This window comes from Pseudoalteromonas sp. SR43-7 (assembly GCF_014163785.1).
Taxonomy (GTDB): domain Bacteria; phylum Pseudomonadota; class Gammaproteobacteria; order Enterobacterales; family Alteromonadaceae; genus Pseudoalteromonas; species Pseudoalteromonas distincta.
This window is the reverse complement of the sequence record NZ_JACJDY010000004.1, coordinates 195,546-212,934: the sequence shown is the minus strand read 5'-3', so window position 1 is coordinate 212,934 and position 17,389 is coordinate 195,546. Positions and strand designations below refer to the sequence as shown.

The 17,389-nt window shown below is 41.4% G+C and carries 18 protein-coding genes; 2 read left to right on the top strand and 16 right to left on the bottom strand.

All coding sequences use genetic code 11. The features are described from left to right. Positions 1 to 185: 185 nt before the first annotated feature. The 12 genes from H5087_RS04990 to H5087_RS04935 form a co-directional block, all read right to left on the bottom strand. Positions 186 to 482 carry a hypothetical protein gene (locus H5087_RS04990; RefSeq protein ID WP_024592041.1) on the bottom strand — a complete coding sequence of 99 codons (297 nt, stop codon included), beginning with the start codon at positions 480 to 482 and terminating at the stop codon, positions 186 to 188. Between the two features lie 97 nt (positions 483 to 579). Continuing rightward, positions 580 to 888, bottom strand: coding sequence for a hypothetical protein (locus H5087_RS04985; protein ID WP_182671367.1), 309 nt, complete (start codon positions 886 to 888; stop codon positions 580 to 582). Between the two features lie 104 nt (positions 889 to 992). Continuing rightward, positions 993 to 1,373 (bottom strand): hypothetical protein, encoded by a 381-nt coding sequence (locus H5087_RS04980; protein ID WP_024592043.1) that lies wholly within the window; start codon positions 1,371 to 1,373, stop codon positions 993 to 995. A gap of 77 nt (positions 1,374 to 1,450) precedes the next feature. Beyond that, positions 1,451 to 1,840: a hypothetical protein gene (locus H5087_RS04975; RefSeq protein WP_182671366.1), complete on the bottom strand. Its 390-nt coding sequence runs from the start codon at positions 1,838 to 1,840 to the stop codon at positions 1,451 to 1,453. 571 nt (positions 1,841 to 2,411) lie between these two features. Beyond that, positions 2,412 to 3,143: a MauE/DoxX family redox-associated membrane protein gene (locus tag H5087_RS04970; protein WP_002963060.1), complete on the bottom strand. Its 732-nt coding sequence runs from the start codon at positions 3,141 to 3,143 to the stop codon at positions 2,412 to 2,414. A 28-nt stretch (positions 3,144 to 3,171) separates the two neighbouring features. Further along, positions 3,172 to 3,657, bottom strand: coding sequence for a DUF305 domain-containing protein (locus H5087_RS04965; protein WP_182671365.1), 486 nt, complete (start codon positions 3,655 to 3,657; stop codon positions 3,172 to 3,174). Between the two features lie 159 nt (positions 3,658 to 3,816). After that, entirely contained in the window at positions 3,817 to 4,335 is a 519-nt protein-coding gene (locus H5087_RS04960; protein ID WP_002963058.1) for a DUF411 domain-containing protein, read from the bottom strand. A gap of 10 nt (positions 4,336 to 4,345) precedes the next feature. Continuing rightward, positions 4,346 to 4,834, bottom strand: coding sequence for a DUF4440 domain-containing protein (locus H5087_RS04955; protein WP_002963057.1), 489 nt, complete (start codon positions 4,832 to 4,834; stop codon positions 4,346 to 4,348). 23 nt (positions 4,835 to 4,857) lie between these two features. Further along, positions 4,858 to 5,766 carry a copper resistance D family protein gene (locus H5087_RS04950; RefSeq protein ID WP_010388414.1) on the bottom strand — a complete coding sequence of 303 codons (909 nt, stop codon included), beginning with the start codon at positions 5,764 to 5,766 and terminating at the stop codon, positions 4,858 to 4,860. 11 nt (positions 5,767 to 5,777) lie between these two features. Next, positions 5,778 to 6,185 (bottom strand): copper resistance CopC family protein, encoded by a 408-nt coding sequence (locus H5087_RS04945; protein ID WP_010558009.1) that lies wholly within the window; start codon positions 6,183 to 6,185, stop codon positions 5,778 to 5,780. Between the two features lie 22 nt (positions 6,186 to 6,207). Then, complete coding sequence (locus H5087_RS04940; protein WP_002963237.1) at positions 6,208 to 7,071, bottom strand: copper resistance protein B; 864 nt, start codon at positions 7,069 to 7,071, stop codon at positions 6,208 to 6,210. Beyond that, positions 7,068 to 8,891 carry a copper resistance system multicopper oxidase gene (locus tag H5087_RS04935; protein ID WP_010388409.1) on the bottom strand — a complete coding sequence of 608 codons (1,824 nt, stop codon included), beginning with the start codon at positions 8,889 to 8,891 and terminating at the stop codon, positions 7,068 to 7,070. The genes H5087_RS04940 and H5087_RS04935 overlap by 4 nt, the downstream gene beginning before the upstream one ends. 166 nt (positions 8,892 to 9,057) lie before the next feature. On the opposite strand from H5087_RS04935, the gene H5087_RS04930 reads away from it, so the two are divergent. Both H5087_RS04930 and H5087_RS04925 read left to right on the top strand, forming a co-directional pair. Then, positions 9,058 to 9,744, top strand: a complete 687-nt coding sequence (locus tag H5087_RS04930; RefSeq protein WP_010388408.1) for a heavy metal response regulator transcription factor — start codon at positions 9,058 to 9,060, stop codon at positions 9,742 to 9,744. Then, positions 9,734 to 11,131 carry a heavy metal sensor histidine kinase gene (locus H5087_RS04925; RefSeq protein WP_010388405.1) on the top strand — a complete coding sequence of 466 codons (1,398 nt, stop codon included), beginning with the start codon at positions 9,734 to 9,736 and terminating at the stop codon, positions 11,129 to 11,131. The genes H5087_RS04930 and H5087_RS04925 overlap by 11 nt, the downstream gene beginning before the upstream one ends. Before the next feature lie 313 nt (positions 11,132 to 11,444). Here H5087_RS04925 and H5087_RS04920 read toward each other — a convergent pair whose 3' ends face one another. The 4 genes from H5087_RS04920 to H5087_RS04905 form a co-directional block, all read right to left on the bottom strand. Next, positions 11,445 to 14,558 (bottom strand): efflux RND transporter permease subunit, encoded by a 3,114-nt coding sequence (locus H5087_RS04920; protein ID WP_182671364.1) that lies wholly within the window; start codon positions 14,556 to 14,558, stop codon positions 11,445 to 11,447. Between the two features lie 53 nt (positions 14,559 to 14,611). Further along, entirely contained in the window at positions 14,612 to 15,550 is a 939-nt protein-coding gene (locus tag H5087_RS04915) for an efflux RND transporter periplasmic adaptor subunit (protein WP_182671363.1), read from the bottom strand. Further along, a complete protein-coding gene (locus H5087_RS04910) occupies positions 15,547 to 16,869 on the bottom strand; it encodes a TolC family protein (protein ID WP_182671362.1) in 1,323 nt (440 codons plus the stop codon). Before H5087_RS04910 ends, H5087_RS04915 begins: the two co-directional genes overlap by 4 nt. 73 nt (positions 16,870 to 16,942) lie before the next feature. Continuing rightward, positions 16,943 to 17,338 carry a hypothetical protein gene (locus H5087_RS04905; protein WP_182671361.1) on the bottom strand — a complete coding sequence of 132 codons (396 nt, stop codon included), beginning with the start codon at positions 17,336 to 17,338 and terminating at the stop codon, positions 16,943 to 16,945. Positions 17,339 to 17,389 lie beyond the last annotated feature (51 nt).

Here is a 17,389-nt window from a genome sequence, read left to right as displayed (position 1 = left end):
CGGCTTTGAGCGAGAAGCAGACGGTCGAGTAAACTCGTCGATGGACAGAAATGAGTTAGGACGAATGCGTGCTTTGTGCCATAAGTGGACAGTGCTAACGCTTTGCTAATTGGCTGCCGCAGCGCAGCGTAGGCAGTCCAGTGGAGGCCATGCTGTTTGTGGCCGGAACGAAATTAAGCAACTTGTTATGTTGAAACATGCTTGATAAGCCCCTTAGCTACGAAATAAAAAACAAAGCAGACAAATAACAGCCCAAGGAAACGAATTGCTTTTGGTGCGTCTTTCTTAATTTTCACCTGAACGGCGATGCCAAACTCATCACCGATGAGCCACAAAAATATCTTGTGTAAACTCCATAAAACCATAAATACGTAAACACTGAGGAGCCCATAAAATTCAACATCGGCTACCATCAACGTGATCGTAATGATTAATGCAGCTACTAATACCCCAAAACTGATTGTCTTAATACGAGCGATCAATATGCTGCTCCAACATAACGCCCAAATTTAGCGCGGAAAGCCGCGCAGCGGGTTGACGTCGCAGCCAGCGTTGTTTGCTGGCGATAAAATTTGCTTGTTATAGCGCGACTGAACCGATTAAACCGGTTATGGCTAATACACCAGCACTAATAATTAGCTTGTCTGAAATTTGATGTCGCTTACTGGCACCTACTTTTTGAAAAGCCTCAGACATAGGTAAGAATAGTTTTTCTGGGGCAAGACCGATTGAAATACACCCAAGTGCGCCAGCTATACCCTTTATAAACTCAAAAAAGTTGAATACATCGAACTCGAAAATTTCTAGTACTGTATTAAGAAATATGGCCGCGCCTAAAGTCAAAAAGATAAATGACGCAATTTTGTACTTCCGTTTATCTCCTATCATCCAAACTCCATTTAGCGCTATAACGCCCGCCACACGGGCGAGCAACTTGTTGCGAGTCCAGCGTCGCAGGCGCGATGTGCTGGCGCTTGTTATGTGCGTACATGCTACAGAACATGAACATCGTTGATTGTTGCAGCATAATTGTTGTTCCCAATTGGTACAAACTCAAATTCAACAGTTAGGTCGGTTATCTCGCCATTGGCGGGTAAATAAAAGCCGAAGATCAATGAGCCTGAATCGGTTTCTAAAAACTCAGGGTAACAATTCGCTATATTTTCGTTTTGAAAACTCACAGGGGCATCGCTACCAAAGTAATCATGCACAGCGTCTTTGAGTTCAGATTCTGCCCATACAACACCATAGTTATTGTTTATATCAATGAGCTTTTCTGCGTCTTCAAATTGATTTGTGGCTAATAAGCTCAGCCAATGCTGACAATAACTTTTAAGTTGATTCTCTTTATCTTCACTGGTGATTGAGAGCATGAGATACCTTAGAGCACATAACGCCCAGCGCAGACGCAGCCAACGCGTAGTGTTGGCTGTCGCTCTGCCGCTGCTTGTTAGTGTGTACGGAGTTCGGGGCACATTTCACGAAGTTGCATACTTGCCAATTGCACCATAGTCTTGTTGAAATTTTGAGCATAGCTTTTGGCCTGCGCTCTAAGAGCTTCATGGTTAACGCAGTACTGCGAATCAGCTCCAACCCAAAGCATCTCCCATTTAGTATTTTTAAAAATACATGAAGTAAATGAGATATCGAAGCCTGGGCGAGAAGGTGCAATTCCATCCGCTACTGCGATGAAGTAAACATTATTCTCTTTAAACGCCTTCTCAGCCAGACTAGCTGCAACTTCTGGTTTGTAATTATCCTTTTGCGATTCAAAAGAGCAATCAGCAAGAGCCTTTCCAGAAACTAAACATAGTAGTGACAATATCAGTATTTTTTTCATGCTTACACTAACATTTTATAGTGCGTTGATCGCGTATATTTCTGCCGACGCTACGCTCATTTTTTCACATTATATAGTTTTAACAAATAATCTAAGGTATTACTATCATTAAGTTTTCTAAAACTTTAAAGAAAAGTTAAATAGAACAATATGCGCGCGTCGCTCATTTTCATGAATATATGCGCAAACCACATAGATTAGCCAATCAACTAACTATTGTATTAAGACAATCTCAATGGCCGGTTATCGCTCTAAGCGGACTAGAAAAATTTCACAAAATTTATTAATTAAATTTATAAATTCTTAAACACTAGGATGATTAAAAATTTATTGCCAAAAGAATTCTGGAATCAAATTTAGATTAGATCTATTTAATAAAATTAGAGGGCTAGTGCTTTTTTAAATCATGCAATTGATAAAAAACTTTAGTCTCGTTGTAACTTCAAGATACCTTAGAGAAGCCAGAGCAAATTGATGGCATTTTAAGTTCAGGCAGAACCAGACTCAACTACTGAATCTGGTTCGTGCTATAAATAAGCTCGTCATCATATTTTTAAATTAAAGCTGTTATTTACCTAACAAACATCCAAATACCGGCAGCTATCATAAATAAGTTTTCTGTTAGAGAGATAAACCCTAGTGGTACGTTACTGTCACCGCCTACACACGCACATTTTAACTCTCGTTTATCTATATAGACTGCTTTTATCACTGAAACAGCACCAACCCCACCTATGAATAATGAAATAGGGGCAATAATATAGGCTGGTAACCCGGCTATCATTCCAATGCCAACAAATGCTTCTAAAAATGGGTAAACATAAGCGTACCTGACTACTTTCATAGCGACTAAGTCATAGGTTATAAATGAATTAGTAAAGCTAAATAAGTCTTGAAGCTTTTGTATTGCTAACACTGCCATTGTTAGGGCTACAAACAGTTCAGCGGTTTGCATTGATAATAAGCTATTATCCGATGCAAAACTAAATGCCACACTAAGCAAAAAACTAACCGAAAAAATCGCAATCACGGGCGTGTAAGTTGTACCTTCTTGGGCTGCTTGTGGCTTATTAAAGTAATCACGTAAATCGTCGTAGCCACCTATACGTTTATTATCAATAAATGCTTGAGGTGTAGTTTCTACACTGTGTTGTTTTTTAAATTCATCTGTTTGCTCTCGAGAAGTTAAAAGCTGATCATCAACTGTATATCCCTCTCGCTCTAGTAGGTCTTTCGATTTTAAACCAAACGGACAAATATGCTCATCTGTTGCCATTCTAAAAAGTTGGGCTGATTTACTCATGCTTTACTCCTTATGTTATGCGGTTTATTTATTTATTTGAATTGAAATCTGGAACAGCTCTTAATTGTGCTTGAGCATTGGTTTGTGCAATGCCGTTTTGCTCTATATCTTTTAGGAGCCATTGCATTTCTTTTATTTCTCGCTCTTGGGCTTCAATTATATTTGTAGCAAGCTTTTGAACGCGTTTATCTTTGATTTTTGCCCTGTCACTGGTGAGTATGGCAATTGAATGATGTGGGATCATCGCCGACATCCATGAGCTATCATCAACAGTCACTTGTGAGCGAACTAAAAATAAACTTCCTGCAAATACGGCAACACTAGCAATGAGTACTGTTATATTTTTCTTTTTATCTTTATACATATTGAGCATGAAAAGTAGCATTATCACTGCCATCGTGGCTCCCATATAAAGCGCCATATAAGTACGAGTTTCACTAAAATAAACATGACTAAGTTGGTAGGTGTTCAAATACATCAATACAAACATGGTTATTGTGGATGTTGCTATCATTAAAAAAATTTTGAATAGTGTGACATTGTATTGCTCCTTAAAAGTTTTGTATTTTGTTTTTACATGTGAGTAATTTTTACACTATCAAGCTCACAAATCAGTGTTTCCTGTTGTGTAAAATGGGTATTTAACAATTAAATCAAAAATTATGCCGTTAGGCTAAAATTGCTCGCTGGATTTACTTATGTATCTGTAGGTTTCTTCATTTGAGTTGTCAGTGAGTAGTTCAATATTATATTTGTGAAATATACCCTCCATTTCCATTCCGGGAGTGCCAATAGGCATGGCTGGTACACTTAAGCCTGTAATGTGCGGAGCGTGTTGCCCAGATAAAAACTGTTTTATATGTTTAACGGGAACATGACCTTCAAATACAAATCCATCGGCTGACACGGCTGTATGGCATGAGCGCATATTAGGTTTTATTTGATACTGAGATTTAATCGACCCCATGTCATTAACGTTAATTGCTTTTGTTTGAATATTGTTTTCACTCAAATGAGCAATCCACTTATTACAACATCCACAATTTTTACTTTTATAAACGGTAAGCTCAATTTCAGGTTTTTCTGAATTTTCATAGATTATTGATGTTTTATGCTGTTTTTCGATACTCATTGCCGAAAATGACATAGTTAATGATAAAAAAAACGCTGAGGTAATGTAGATTACTCGCATTGTTAACTCCTTAATTAGACCAGTGAATATGAGTGATTTTCCAACCTTTATCGGTGTTTTTTAATGTGATTGATTCCATTCCCGTAGACTTAATATCTTTCCCTTTATACTTTCCTTGAGTTTTACTTCTTGAAATTGAGTAAGCTATGTCTCCATTTGTGTGAACTTGATGCTCTAGCAGTTCACTATCAACTGCACTTAAGAATTTCATATCCGCTATCATATGATGGTTCGCGTATACATCTGCAGAACGCTCAACAATTCCGCCTTCAAAAATGACGACATCGTCGGCCAGTAATTTACGGGCACCTTTGGCATCGCCTTGTTTTAGGGATGCATGAAATAAGCTAACTGCCTTTGCAGCTTCGCTATCAACATTAACAAAGACCCAGCCTTTTTTTGTGTGCTCTTCATGGGTGTGTGCGTTCACAGCAAAAGAACTAACAGCGCTAAAAATTAGTAGCAATAAAATTTTTAAATTAGAGGATTTAATTAACATACATTTTCCTTTTTTATTAATCGTTAAATAGGCGGACCAACAAGTGTTGTAAATACACTTGTTGTAATAAGTACAAATAGGGCAATTAATATTTCAACAGTGATCGAGCGTTTTAATATACTTATATGGTGTTGTTGAGTGATTTGCGGGACTAAAAAAAGCTTATGCCATGCACCTAGTAACAGCATCGCGCTGACGAGTAACAGCTTTAATAAAATTAGTTGCCCATAATTTGATGTAAACAATGCAGAAAATGACTCTAGGTACTGCAGGAGCAGAGTTAAGCCCGAAATAAGTAGTACAAATACAATAACAATAGCGAGTTGACCAAAGTAATGCATTAACCGCTTTACTTCACTGGTAGGTAGTAAAGTGCAGCTTTTGTAAAGCGGCCACAATGACCCTAACCAGCTCGCAATGGCAATAAGGTGAAAGGTTAAAATACTTTTCACTAACCCATTTTCATTTGCACTGTGCCCAGTAAAAGTGAAGCTATAAGCGATAAACCCAAGCATGATTAGTATAACGGCAACGTTTTTATAACCTGCTACGTTATCATCTGATTCCACACTCCACATACATGCGCTAATTAGAGCAATAATAAGCGCTGGTATTCTAAACGTTGCTTGGTCACCTATGACTGATTGCCAAACAATTTCAAGCATAAAGGGGTCAAACATTCCCATAAAGCCTGATTCAGCCATTGCTCCAGCTTCTATTGGTACTTGTAAAAGTGCAGCAATACTACCTGTAACTACACACGTAATTTGCCAACGTTTTAAGAACTGATAAAAGCTAATTAAGTGATGCCCTGCAACATTGCTGTTGCCACACATAAAGCGCATTAATAAAGTGCCCGCAAGCCCTGAAATTGCGATATAGCTTGCTAGTTTTAATAATAGTAAGAGTACTGACCATTCACTTAATTGCATTATGTTGCTACTTAATGATTATGTTTGCTGTGGGTATTAGATTGTTCTTGCATCATCTTATGCGATTCACTTTTGTGTACCATAAATCTAAACGTGTCGGTCATTTTATGTCCATCACCACCCAGTGCTGTCCATTTAACCGTGTAAGTGCCTTGGACTAAGCTCGGCAATGACCAACTAAAGTCTGTGCTTGGGGTAGAGCTTGGTTTGAAATCAAAGTTTATTGATTTATTTTTTTCATCTTTGATGATGACTTTTGCTAGCCTTACTTCACCACCAAAAGTTAACGAAAGTTGCTCTGGGCTTTTCATTAACATGGCTTCTTGCGCAGGTGTTGATTGCTTGAGTGATATATGCGCTGATGCGGAAAATGTAAGTACTAAACCTAAAATAGCTACTGCAGAATTAAAAAACTTCATAATTACCTCTTATTTAAAATGATTAAAACCAAAATTTAATACCCGTAACAAATGCGGTGTTGTTGCTACTTTGTCCACTTGATGTGGCATAGTCGGCGGTATTGCCAAATTTATTGCTCCATTCAACGCCAATATAGGGCGCAAACTGGCGTGTAAATTCATAACGAACCCTAAAGCCAATCGCGCTGCTTGATAGGCCACTTCCAAGTTCGTTTTGTTTATCGTTTTTGCCATAAAGTGTAATTTCGGCTCGCGGTTGTATAATTAGCTTTTGCGTGAGTAATAGTTCGTACTCTGCCTCTAACGTAAATGCGGTATTGCCTCGCTCACCTACGTATGCTGTCATATCAAGTTCAAACCAATAAGGGGCTAAACCTTGTAAGCCAAAAGCCAACCATTGCCGATTTTCACCTTCTTTATTGTAATCAAGACGAACACCTGCTTGAGTATCCCAATATGCTGATACGGCGTGACCCCATAAAATATCGGTTTGGTTTTCTTCAATACTTCCTTCGCTGAAATCACCCTCGGTTTTAATTACCAATCGATCAAAGGTAGTGCCGTACCATGCTTGTAAGTCAAATACACCTGCGTTTGCTTGCTCGTTATATTCAAGACGATCGCCTAGTAATGCGTAAAATGGATGCTCATCAGCGAGTGTTAATCGCTCATTGCCCTCAAGCGCATATGGGCCTTCTGTTAAAGTTGTTCCCGCAGAGTAAGCATGGGGGTCTCTTGCATCTTTAGGTGCACTTCCTCCTTGTGGTTGCATCTTAGCGCTATTCATTTGTGCCATTTCACTTTGCGCTAATAAAGGGAAACTAATTAATGAAGCCCCTGTTAACATTAATAAACCTAATGATTTAGATAGTTTTAATTGTTTCATGATACGACTACCTCTCTAAACATACCGGCATCCATATGGAATAATAAATGGCAATGCCAAGCCCAGCGACCTACATCGTGAGGGGTGGTTAAAAAGCTGATTCTTTGTGCGGGTTGAACAGGTATCGTATGACGTCGCACTTGCACATCACCTTGCTCGTTTTCTAAATCACTCCACATACCATGCAAATGCATAGGGTGCGTCATCATGGTATCGTTTTGTAAAATAACTCTTAAACGTTGGTTATGCTTCATATGCACTGGCGTGCTTTTACCAAATTCTAAGCCATCAAATGACCAGCTATAACGCTCCATGTTTCCGGTTAAATGCAGCTCAATTTCAGCTTCTGGCTCTTGCTGGTTAGTGATCCCTTCAAGTGAGTGTAAATCTGCAAGTGTTAAAACACGACGACCATTTTTACGTAAACCAATACCAGGATCATCAAGATTTGTTCTAGGCATATCAACGCGCATATCAACTGAAGCTCCATACTCCGTTTTTGCATGACGCACTTTAGAGCTGGCAACCGCTAATGGGTTTTCAGACATACCATGTTTGCTATGATCCATCGCCATTGCACCGTGGCCCATAGCGCTATGATCCATTTCTTTAGAGTTCATACCTGACATGCCTGCCATACCAGCCATTGCAGAGTGCTCACCGCCGTGGGTCATATTGCCCATCATATCGGTCATCGTTAACCATTCAACAGGGTCAAGTGCAGGTACTGGCGCATCAATATTAGGCGAGCTTGATAAAGTTCCTTTTGCGTAACCAGAGCGATCCATACTTTGAGCAAAAATCGTATAGGCATCATTTTTAGGCTCAACAATTACGTCGTAGGTTTCACCAGGGCCGAATCTAAATTCATCAACTGTCACTGGTTCAACGTTTTGCCCATCTGCTTGTACAACCGTTAGTTTTAACTCGGGGATACGCACGTCAAAAAAGCTATTACTAGAGCCATTAATAAACCTTAACCTAAGCTTTTCACCGACTTTAAATAATCCACGCCAGTTTGCCATTGGAGTACTACCGTTCATTAAAAAAGTCATTGCTGATGCAGATAAATCAGCTAAATCTGTAGGATTCATTCGCATCTGATTCCACATTTTTCGGCGCTGTAGAGCATTTGAAATACTGCTGCTTGAAACGTCATCGAAAAACTCTGGGACAGTGGGTTGATTGAAATTAAATACATCACTCTGTACTTTTAATTTACGGAACAGCGCCATTGGGTCATCATCAGTCCAATCAGATAATTGAATAACATGCTCGTTATCTGCACTAATAATATCGTTTTCTCGCGGTTCAATAATTAATGCACCGTACATGCCTGTCATTTCTTGAAAGCCACTATGTGAGTGATACCAATATGTACCGCTTTGTTGCAGTTTAAATTTATAAACAAAGGTTTCGCCCGGCATAATGCCTTTAAAGCTGATACCTGGTACGCCATCCATTTGATACGGTAAAATAATGCCATGCCAATGAATTGAACTCGGTACTGATAACTTATTTGTTACTCTAATAGTAACGTCATCGCCTTCTTTGAGGCGCAAGGTAGGAGCGGGTATAGATCCATTGATAGTTGTCGCCATACGTACTACGCCAGTAAAGTTAACCGGCGATTCATCTATAACCAGATCAATTACTTCGCCGCTAAGTTCGGGCACAGTGCCTGTTATTGTTCCTGCTACTAAAGATGATGCAGCATGTAATACACTCGGAAAAGCAGCAAGTACACCTCCTGCAATTAAGCCTTGAACAAATCGTCTTCGTGGTGTGCTAACCTGTTGTGATGACTTTTTAAACCCCATTTCCTTACTCCTTCATAGCAGAATATGTATTGAGTATAGAAAATAGACCTGTCTTCAACATGACGCGAACATTACAAAGTTGTAATCTTGGTGTCATGTTGCTGTAGTGACAGATACTGCATAATATTTGCAGAGGTAGTTGTTAGGACTTTAATGAAGGAATTGTATGCGCTTATTAGTTGTTGAAGATGAAGCAAAAACGGGAGATTATTTAAAACAGGGACTAAGTGAAGCTGGTTTTCAGGTTTCTTTGGCGCGCAATGGTCTTGACGGTCATCACCTAGCAATGACCGAATTATTTGATGTAATAATACTTGATGTCATGTTACCTGACGTATCCGGTTGGAAAATTTTACAGTCGCTACGTGAAGCAGATAACAAAACCCCAGTACTATTTTTATCTGCTCGCGATAGCATAGACGATAGAGTAAAGGGGCTCGAACTTGGTGCTGATGACTATTTAATAAAGCCTTTTGCTTTTGCTGAAGTTTTAGCAAGAGTACGCACTCTTATTCGCCGTGGTGCAGTACAAACAGTTGACGATATACTGATCGTTGCTGATTTAGAAATGGATATTCCAAAGCGAAAAATACAACGTGCAGGCAAGCGTATTTTATTGAGTAATAAAGAGTTTAGCTTACTTGAACTATTGTTACGGCGCGAAGGTGAAGTACTGCCACGTTCGTTAATTGCTTCTCAAGTATGGGATATGAATTTTGATAGCGACACCAATGTGATTGATGTTGCCATTCGTAGGCTAAGAGCAAAAGTTGATGATGACTTTACTATTAAATTAATTCATACAGTTCGCGGTATGGGCTATAAATTAGAGGTTGAAACTGATGGCTATTAAGTCACGGCCTTTATCACTTACGATGCGTGTTGTGTTGTTTGTGGCTGTAACCGTTATTGCGTGCTTAACTTTAGTTGCCACCTTAATAAATAGTTCGATAAAACATCATTTTTTCCAGCAAGATAGTAGTGAACTGCATGTTATTAATCAATCTATTGAATTAGTTTTAAGACAACACTATAAATCAAACCTGAAATTTAAAAATGAATTATCTAACGCTGTAGCGGGTCATCACGGTGTTTACTATCAGGTAAATACCGCAAAAGGAGATCTCATTTTTCAAAGCTCTGAACGAGATTTTAGTGATTTTGTAATGAGTGCTAAGGCTTCAACTGGCTTTAACCGTAACAACATTACCTCATGGCAAAATGATACCCACACCTACCGAGCTCTGGTGAGTAATTTAAGTACTGAGCAACAGCAATACAAAATTACTACAGCGATAGACATGAGCTTTCATTTACACTTTCTCAATCAATTTCAACAAAGCCTTTGGGCCATTATGTTTGGCTCAGCGGTACTCATTTCATTGGTGGCTTGGTTTGCTGTACATCAAGGATTAAACCCTTTACGAGGTTTAAGTCAGAAAATACACGATATCCAAACTAATAAAATGGATGTAAGGCTCGATGAAAATAAAGTGCCTATTGAGCTTGTTAATATGGTGCAGTCGTTTAACTCAATGCTCGACAGGCTCCAGGGTGAATTTATTCGCTTATCAAATTTTTCTAGTGATATTGCTCATGAACTACGAACTCCACTAACGAATATAATTACTCAAACACAGGTTGGATTATCTAAAAAAAGGCAGTTGGAAGAGTATCAAGAATTATTATTTTCTAACTTAGAAGAACTCGAGCGATTAACGAAAATGGTTAGTGATATGCTTTGGCTCGCCAAAACTCAAAACGGGCTAATTAAACCAGTTCAAAACACTCTAAAAAGCCATGATGAAATTGAAGTGTTATTTGAGTATTTTGACGCTTTGGCTGAAGACTCATTGATTGCATTTAATAAAAAAGGTCAAAACCTTTGTTTTTATTGTGACAAATTACACTTTCGTCAATTATTATCAAACTTACTATCCAATGCAATTAGGTACGCTCCAAAAGGCTCATCAATCACTGTAAACAGTGAAATGACCACCGCTGAAAAAATATGCATTTCAGTGATTAATACAGGGGAGAGAATACCTTCTGAGCATTTACCTTATTTATTTGACCGCTTTTATCGACCTGATAAGTCGCGGCAACGACACAGTGACGGAGCAGGTTTAGGGCTTGCAATAGTTAAAGCTCTAGCGCAAGCAAACGGTGGAGATATAGAGGTCAGTTCAAATAATCAAACTACCAGCTTTAAAGTTTATTTAAATTTAGTTAAAAGCTAATTATTAAAACCAATAACTCAATGTTTGCTTGTAGCTCTTTGGCGAAGTTCAGCTAAGTGCCAATTGCAGTTGTTGAGCAGAAATTCTCTGACGGTCTGCTTTGAGCCTATAAGCGGACAGTCGAACGTTAGACCTGACTGTTAAATTTGTGTCATTTGCAGATCATCATTCGACCTTGATTGAATTGGTGGTAATTGTAGTATTCCGGACAATCAGCTTCTTATTGGTGAATATACAGTTCAGTAATCATTTTCAGTTGTTTTAAATTTCCAGACGAAGAGCACCGTATTTTCTGCAATACGGTGCCCAACATTCACTCCTTAGTTAATTTCGAGTGCATCATCCGATATAAAATAGGCAAAACGACCAATGTTAGGATGGTGGACGAGATGATCCCGCCAATCACTACCGTTGCAAGCGGTCTTTGCACTTCAGCGCCAGTCCCGACATTCAGTGCCATGGGGATGAAACCTAAACTTGCTACCAGTGCCGTCATCAGAACCGGACGCAATCTTGTGATAGCTCCATCAACGATTGAGTTAATCAAGTCACCTGTTTCTAGTACTCGCTGTTTAATAAATGACAACATCACTAAGCCGTTTAGTACCGCAATGCCAGAGAGCGCAATAAACCCGACTCCGGCAGATATAGACAGTGGCATGTCACGCATCCAGAGTGCGAAAACACCTCCTGTTAAGGCTAAAGGCACACCAGTGAAGATGATCAAGGCATCACGAAATGAGCCAAACACCACCACTAGTAACACAAGTATCAGGAAAAGCGTGGCCGGCACCACGATAGACAGTCGCTGACTGGCACTTTCAAGCTGTTCAAACGTGCCGCCATAATCCAGCCAGTAGCCTGCTGGTAGAGCTACCTGTTCGGTTATTTTGATTTTGGCTTCGTCAACAAAACTCCCCAAGTCGCGCTCTCTGACATTGGCGGTAACCACGACTCTGCGCTTACCGTTTTCTCGACTGATTTGATTGGGAACAGACGAATAACCCAGCGTAGCGACTTCTGATAACGGCACAAATTCCCCATCGGACGTAATAATAGGAGTGCTGTCAATGGCATCTAAGTTTGTGCGGATACCTTCATCAAATCGCACAAGCAACTCGAATCGTCTATCTCCCTCAAAAATTAAGCCTGCGGTATTACCTCCGATAGCTGACGCCAACCACTCCTGTAAATCGGCGACGTCCAATCCATAACGTGCCAACTCGACTGGCTTGGGGTTAATAGTGAAGATAGGGATATCATCGACCTGTTCAAGTCGTGCATCCGCCACGCCGTCAATTGATTGCAAAACTGTTAAGATGTCGTTTGCAGAGGCAACAAGCGTGGTTAAATCATCTCCGAAGACTTTTATACCAAGATCAGCCCTTACCCCACTAATCAACTCGTTAAAGCGCATTTGGATAGGTTGGGTAAACTCATAGTTATTACCTGTCACCGCTTGTAAGTCTCGCTCAAGGGTTTCCACGAATTCAGCTTTTGATAGGTCAGGATCAGGCCATTGCGCTCGTGGTTTTAGCATCACAAAGGTATCGGTTACGTTGGGCGGCATCGCATCGGTAGCTACTTCTGCGGTACCGGTTTTCGCAAACACTGTGAGTACCTGTTCGTATTCCATCAAGGTAGATTCAAGTGTTTTTTGCATTGCGACGGCTTGTTCAATACCTGTGCCCGGTATTCGCATGGCGTGCAGTGCGATGTCTCCTTCGTCAAGCTGGGGAACAAACTCAGAGCCTAATCGCGTTGCCAACCATAAGCTGCCCACTACCAGCACGACTGAGCCGAAAAGCACTATCCAGCGTAATTTCAGTGCAAGATTAATGATAGGACGATAGGCGGATTTAGCTGCAACAATAATGAAGCTTTCTTTCTCACTGACTTTACCTGCCATAAACATCGCGACTGCCGCCGGTACAATGGTAATGGAGAACAGCATCGCTGCTATCAGCGCCATGATGACCGTTGCCGCCATTGGTTGGAACATCTTGCCCTCAACGCCTGTCAATGAGAACAGCGGGATATACACGACAGTAATAATCAATACACCGAATAAGCTAGGACGAATGACTTCGTTGGTCGCTTGAAAAACCAGTTCTAGCCGCCCTTTTAGTGGCAAGACTCCACCTGTGCGTTTCTGAGACTCGGATAACCGCCTGATACAGTTCTCTACGATGATCACCGCACCATCGACAATTAATCCAAAATCCAATGCCCCAAGGCTCATTAGGTTGGCAGACACACCGGTATTGACCATCCCAGTGATGGTCGCCAACATCGCTAGCGGTATAACTGCCGCAGTGATGAGCGCGGCGCGAATATTGCCAAGCAATATGAACAAGATCACTATGACTAATAACGCACCTTCCACTAAATTCTTCTGAACCGTTTCGATAGCTTTATCGACCAGTAGGGTACGGTCGTAGACTGGCTCAATGACAATACCATCAGGCAAGCTGGATTGAATGTCCTTCACCTTTTTGGCTACGGATTGAGCAACGGCTCGTGAGTTTTCGCCGACTAGCATCATTGCTGTACCTAAAACGGTCTCTTCACCCTCCTGCGTTGCCGCACCAGTTCTCAGCTCCTTACCAATAGCCACACTGCCAATGTCTTTCACCGCAACGGGGACAGTATTAATGCGTTTTATTACCACATTTTCGATATCGCTAAGTGTTTGAAGTTGACCTTGTGAGCGCACCAGTATTTGTTGCCCATTTCGCTCAACAAACCCCGCCCCCTGATTGGTGTTGTTTCGCTCCAGAGCACGATGGATATCGCTTAGACTAATGTCAAAATTCAGCATAAGCTGTGGTTCAGGATTCACATGGTATTGCTTAACATAGCCTCCAATGGCGTTGACTTCAGTGATCCCCTTAACCAGTGCGAGCTGCGGTTTTACAATCCAGTCGTGTATCTCGCGAAGCGCCATTGCATTGTAAGGCTCACCATTTTTTTGCATCGCATTTTGCTTGGCTCGCAAGGTATACATGTAGATTTCGCCCAACCCAGTAGCGATAGGTCCCATTTCAGGCGCTAACCCTTCTGGTAGCTGACTTTTGATTGCGCCTAATCGCGTATTGATGAGATTACGCGCAAAATACAGATCAGTGCCTTCATCAAATACCGCTGTTACCTGAGACAGGCCGTAGCGTGATAAAGAGCGGGTGTAGGACAGGTCAGGTAATCCCGCCAGTGCTGTTTCTACTACGAATGTGATCCGCTGCTCGGTTTCCAAAGGCGAATAGCCCGGTGCTTGTGTATTGATTTGCACTTGCACGTTAGTGATATCGGGTACCGCATCGATAGGTAATTTTTGATAACTGAATATCCCCATGCCCAGCACAAGGAAGATCAACATCAGCATTATCCCTCGTCGCTCTATGGATAAACGTAATATGGATTCAATCATGTGTTCGTCCCCCAATAACTGAGACGCATGACCAAGTAAATAGCATTGAGTTATTAGTGGTCATGACCGGCCTCCGACTTTTCTAAATCGGCTTTAAACAGGTAGCTGTTCTGGCTGACAATCACATCTGCAATGTGCAGACCTGATAACACTTCAATATTGTAGTTATCTTGTTGACCTAAGGTAACGGGCACGGGACGGTATTCATCACCTTCTTTGACAAACACGACAGAAGCCCCTTCAAACTCTTGAATCGACGCTTTAGGCACCATCATGGCGACATCAAGTTTGTTGATTGTGACAAGCCCTTTGATAGCCGCGCCAACCGGCCACTGACCTGAGGTATTAGCTATTTTGGCATACGCCAATACATACGGTTTTTCATCTGGCGAGGGTAAGATATGCTGGATAGTGGTTTCTAACGATGAGCCTGCCACACTAAGTTGAACACTTTGCTGCTCTGCAATATCAGAGAGCTGTTGTGGGAAGACTTTAAGCTGTGCCCACACGTCATCATAGTTTGCGATTGAAAATAACACTTGGCCATTAGATAACTCGCCTTCATTGGCATGTCTGGCAATCACGGTGCCTGAAAACGGCGCGGCAACGGGATAACTTTTCAGGCTTTCGTTGGATTCAACTACCGCCAGTGTCTCGCCTTTTTTAACTTTTTTACCTAAATTTGCATTGACCTTGGTCACCATACCGTCGAATCGTGCACGCACATGACTCAGTGAAGCAGGGTCGGTCACGATATTTCCGTAGACAGTGGTGGTAATATTGAGACTACCCGTTTGCACACTTTGCGTCATTACGCCCATTTTTTGCGCCATGCTATCTGACATGAATACGCGTTCATCCTTATGGGCTTCCTCTTTACCATGTTCGCCTTCTGATGCTTGTATTGTGGTGCTTGAAAAAAATCCCAACGCACTGCAAACAATGAAAACTAACAGAGCGTTTTGCTTCTCATTTAATATATTTTTGTTCATTTTGTTTTTCTCGAAAAAGAGGTGTTGATCGTATCCACAAGTGGCTGTGCAGTCAGTGATTCGATATCTGCACCGCGCTGATGAGCTTGCTTCGCTGATTGAATTAAGGCTTGTTTGGCATTGAGTAGTTCTTGACGTGTACTCACCCATTCAAGGTAGCTGAATCGACCGTTGATATAGGCTTGTTCTACTAATTCCAGCGCTTGAACTAAGGGTGGGATAATAGAGTTTTGCAGTGTATGTACATTGAGCAACGCATTGTTTCTGACCATCAAGGCCATATTTAGCTGATGGTATAGGTTTTGCGTCGCTGACTCTTTTTGTTGTTCCAGCTGTGCCTGAATTGCTCGCTGCTTTTGGTACTCGCCAAGATTTCGGTCACCGGCAAACAGAGGCATACTCACGCCTGCTACAAAGGCTGTTTCATCTATGCCATTCATGCGCCTGATACCGGCCGTCCAGCTTAAATCCGATTGATTAGCTGCTTGAGTAAGGCGGACTTGGGAAGCCTGCAATCTCGAACCTTGCGTATAGACCTCAAGATTGGGACTGTCCAATAGAGTGGTGAAAAGCGCGGTTAACGAAGGAGACGATTGCAGCGCAAATAAGTCACCCTCCACATCAGTAAAAGTGGGATCTTTTTCCCCCCACATAATAGCCAGACTATTTATCATGCCTTGCTTAGTTTGCTGTGCCGTCACCACATCCAGTCTAGCTCTTGCTAGCGCTGCTTCAGCGCGTTTCTGTTCAAATGCAGGGGAAGCACCTGCATCCACGCGTCTTGTGACAGCCTGATAGGTATATCGAGCAAGTGTTTCTGCCTCTTGTTGCGCGTCAATTAACGCTTGTTGCGCCAATACATCGATGTAGCGACGTGTCACTTCAGCCAGTACATCCAAGGTGTGCACTTGTTTTTGCGCTTCGACTAAGGTGGATTGCGCCTTAGCAAACGCCTTACGTGAGTTGAGTTTATTGCCCAATTCAATGACCGACGACAATGTGAGAGTCAACTCGGTGTCCTTAATGCCAGAGACCTCGCCTGTTCCTAAGAAGTTTTCCATTTCAATGCCTACGTTGAGGGCTGGTTTGAGAGAAGCAGTTTTAATTTCTCCCTCAATCGCTTGTTGTCTATATGTGAACTCATGCAACTCGGGTGAATTCGCTAATGTTCGCTGTATGGCGCTTTGCAAGGTCATTTCGCGATTGGTGATACTGTTTGTTTGTGCTACTACCACGGTGTGTGTTGTCAAAAGAACAAGCATCGTGAAAATCACCCAAGCGTGCACACGCATAGGGCGACTCAATGAAAAATGCATCATTGTTTTATTCCTAAATTATCAAAAAAATATATATCGCCAAACTGTTGGCGAACGGTGTTTGATTAGTTCAGGGTTATGCTTTAGGTGGGCGTAGTAATTGCGTGATCGGTGCATCTATTACTTTTGATAAGTAATAGAAATTGTGATGGGTGGCAACAGAATCGAGTTCGATACCATTGGTGCTTACAATCCATTGGGCATGGGTTCCGTGACAATGGCCACAGTGGTGGCAATCAGCAGGATTGTGAGATTTATCTACGGGGACGTTATCAGCATCAGGTTGTTCGCTAGATTTTAGTTGAACCTGCGCATGTTCAGTAGCGATGTTATCGCCCAATTGATGTTCGTGTATTTCATTTAGATGTTGTGAGTCGACAGTATGAGAATCCAATGTATTGGCGACAGCAGAAAACGACTGAAACAAAATCAGCGAAATCAGCAGGTAACTTGTCACCCTTACACTAAACATATCTATCTACTCTCATCTTTTTCATATTAACAGGTAATCGAACTAAGACCA

Bases quoted from the DNA above. Each gene is read 5' to 3' on its own strand.
- H5087_RS04985 (WP_182671367.1), bottom strand. From the start codon at position 888: ATGATAGGAGATAAACGGAAGTACAAAATTGCGTCATTTATCTTTTTG.
- H5087_RS04980 (WP_024592043.1), bottom strand. From the start codon at position 1,373: ATGCTCTCAATCACCAGTGAAGATAAAGAGAATCAACTTAAAAGTTAT.
- H5087_RS04975 (WP_182671366.1), bottom strand. From the start codon at position 1,840: ATGAAAAAAATACTGATATTGTCACTACTATGTTTAGTTTCTGGAAAG.
- H5087_RS04970 (WP_002963060.1), bottom strand. From the start codon at position 3,143: ATGAGTAAATCAGCCCAACTTTTTAGAATGGCAACAGATGAGCATATT.
- H5087_RS04965 (WP_182671365.1), bottom strand. From the start codon at position 3,657: ATGATAGCAACATCCACAATAACCATGTTTGTATTGATGTATTTGAAC.
- H5087_RS04960 (WP_002963058.1), bottom strand. From the start codon at position 4,335: ATGCGAGTAATCTACATTACCTCAGCGTTTTTTTTATCATTAACTATG.
- H5087_RS04955 (WP_002963057.1), bottom strand. From the start codon at position 4,834: ATGTTAATTAAATCCTCTAATTTAAAAATTTTATTGCTACTAATTTTT.
- H5087_RS04950 (WP_010388414.1), bottom strand. From the start codon at position 5,766: ATGCAATTAAGTGAATGGTCAGTACTCTTACTATTATTAAAACTAGCA.
- H5087_RS04945 (WP_010558009.1), bottom strand. From the start codon at position 6,185: ATGAAGTTTTTTAATTCTGCAGTAGCTATTTTAGGTTTAGTACTTACA.
- H5087_RS04940 (WP_002963237.1), bottom strand. From the start codon at position 7,071: ATGAAACAATTAAAACTATCTAAATCATTAGGTTTATTAATGTTAACA.
- H5087_RS04935 (WP_010388409.1), bottom strand. From the start codon at position 8,891: ATGGGGTTTAAAAAGTCATCACAACAGGTTAGCACACCACGAAGACGA.
- H5087_RS04930 (WP_010388408.1), top strand. From the start codon at position 9,058: ATGCGCTTATTAGTTGTTGAAGATGAAGCAAAAACGGGAGATTATTTA.
- H5087_RS04925 (WP_010388405.1), top strand. From the start codon at position 9,734: ATGGCTATTAAGTCACGGCCTTTATCACTTACGATGCGTGTTGTGTTG.
- H5087_RS04920 (WP_182671364.1), bottom strand. From the start codon at position 14,558: ATGATTGAATCCATATTACGTTTATCCATAGAGCGACGAGGGATAATG.
- H5087_RS04915 (WP_182671363.1), bottom strand. From the start codon at position 15,550: ATGAACAAAAATATATTAAATGAGAAGCAAAACGCTCTGTTAGTTTTC.
- H5087_RS04910 (WP_182671362.1), bottom strand. From the start codon at position 16,869: ATGATGCATTTTTCATTGAGTCGCCCTATGCGTGTGCACGCTTGGGTG.
- H5087_RS04905 (WP_182671361.1), bottom strand. From the start codon at position 17,338: ATGTTTAGTGTAAGGGTGACAAGTTACCTGCTGATTTCGCTGATTTTG.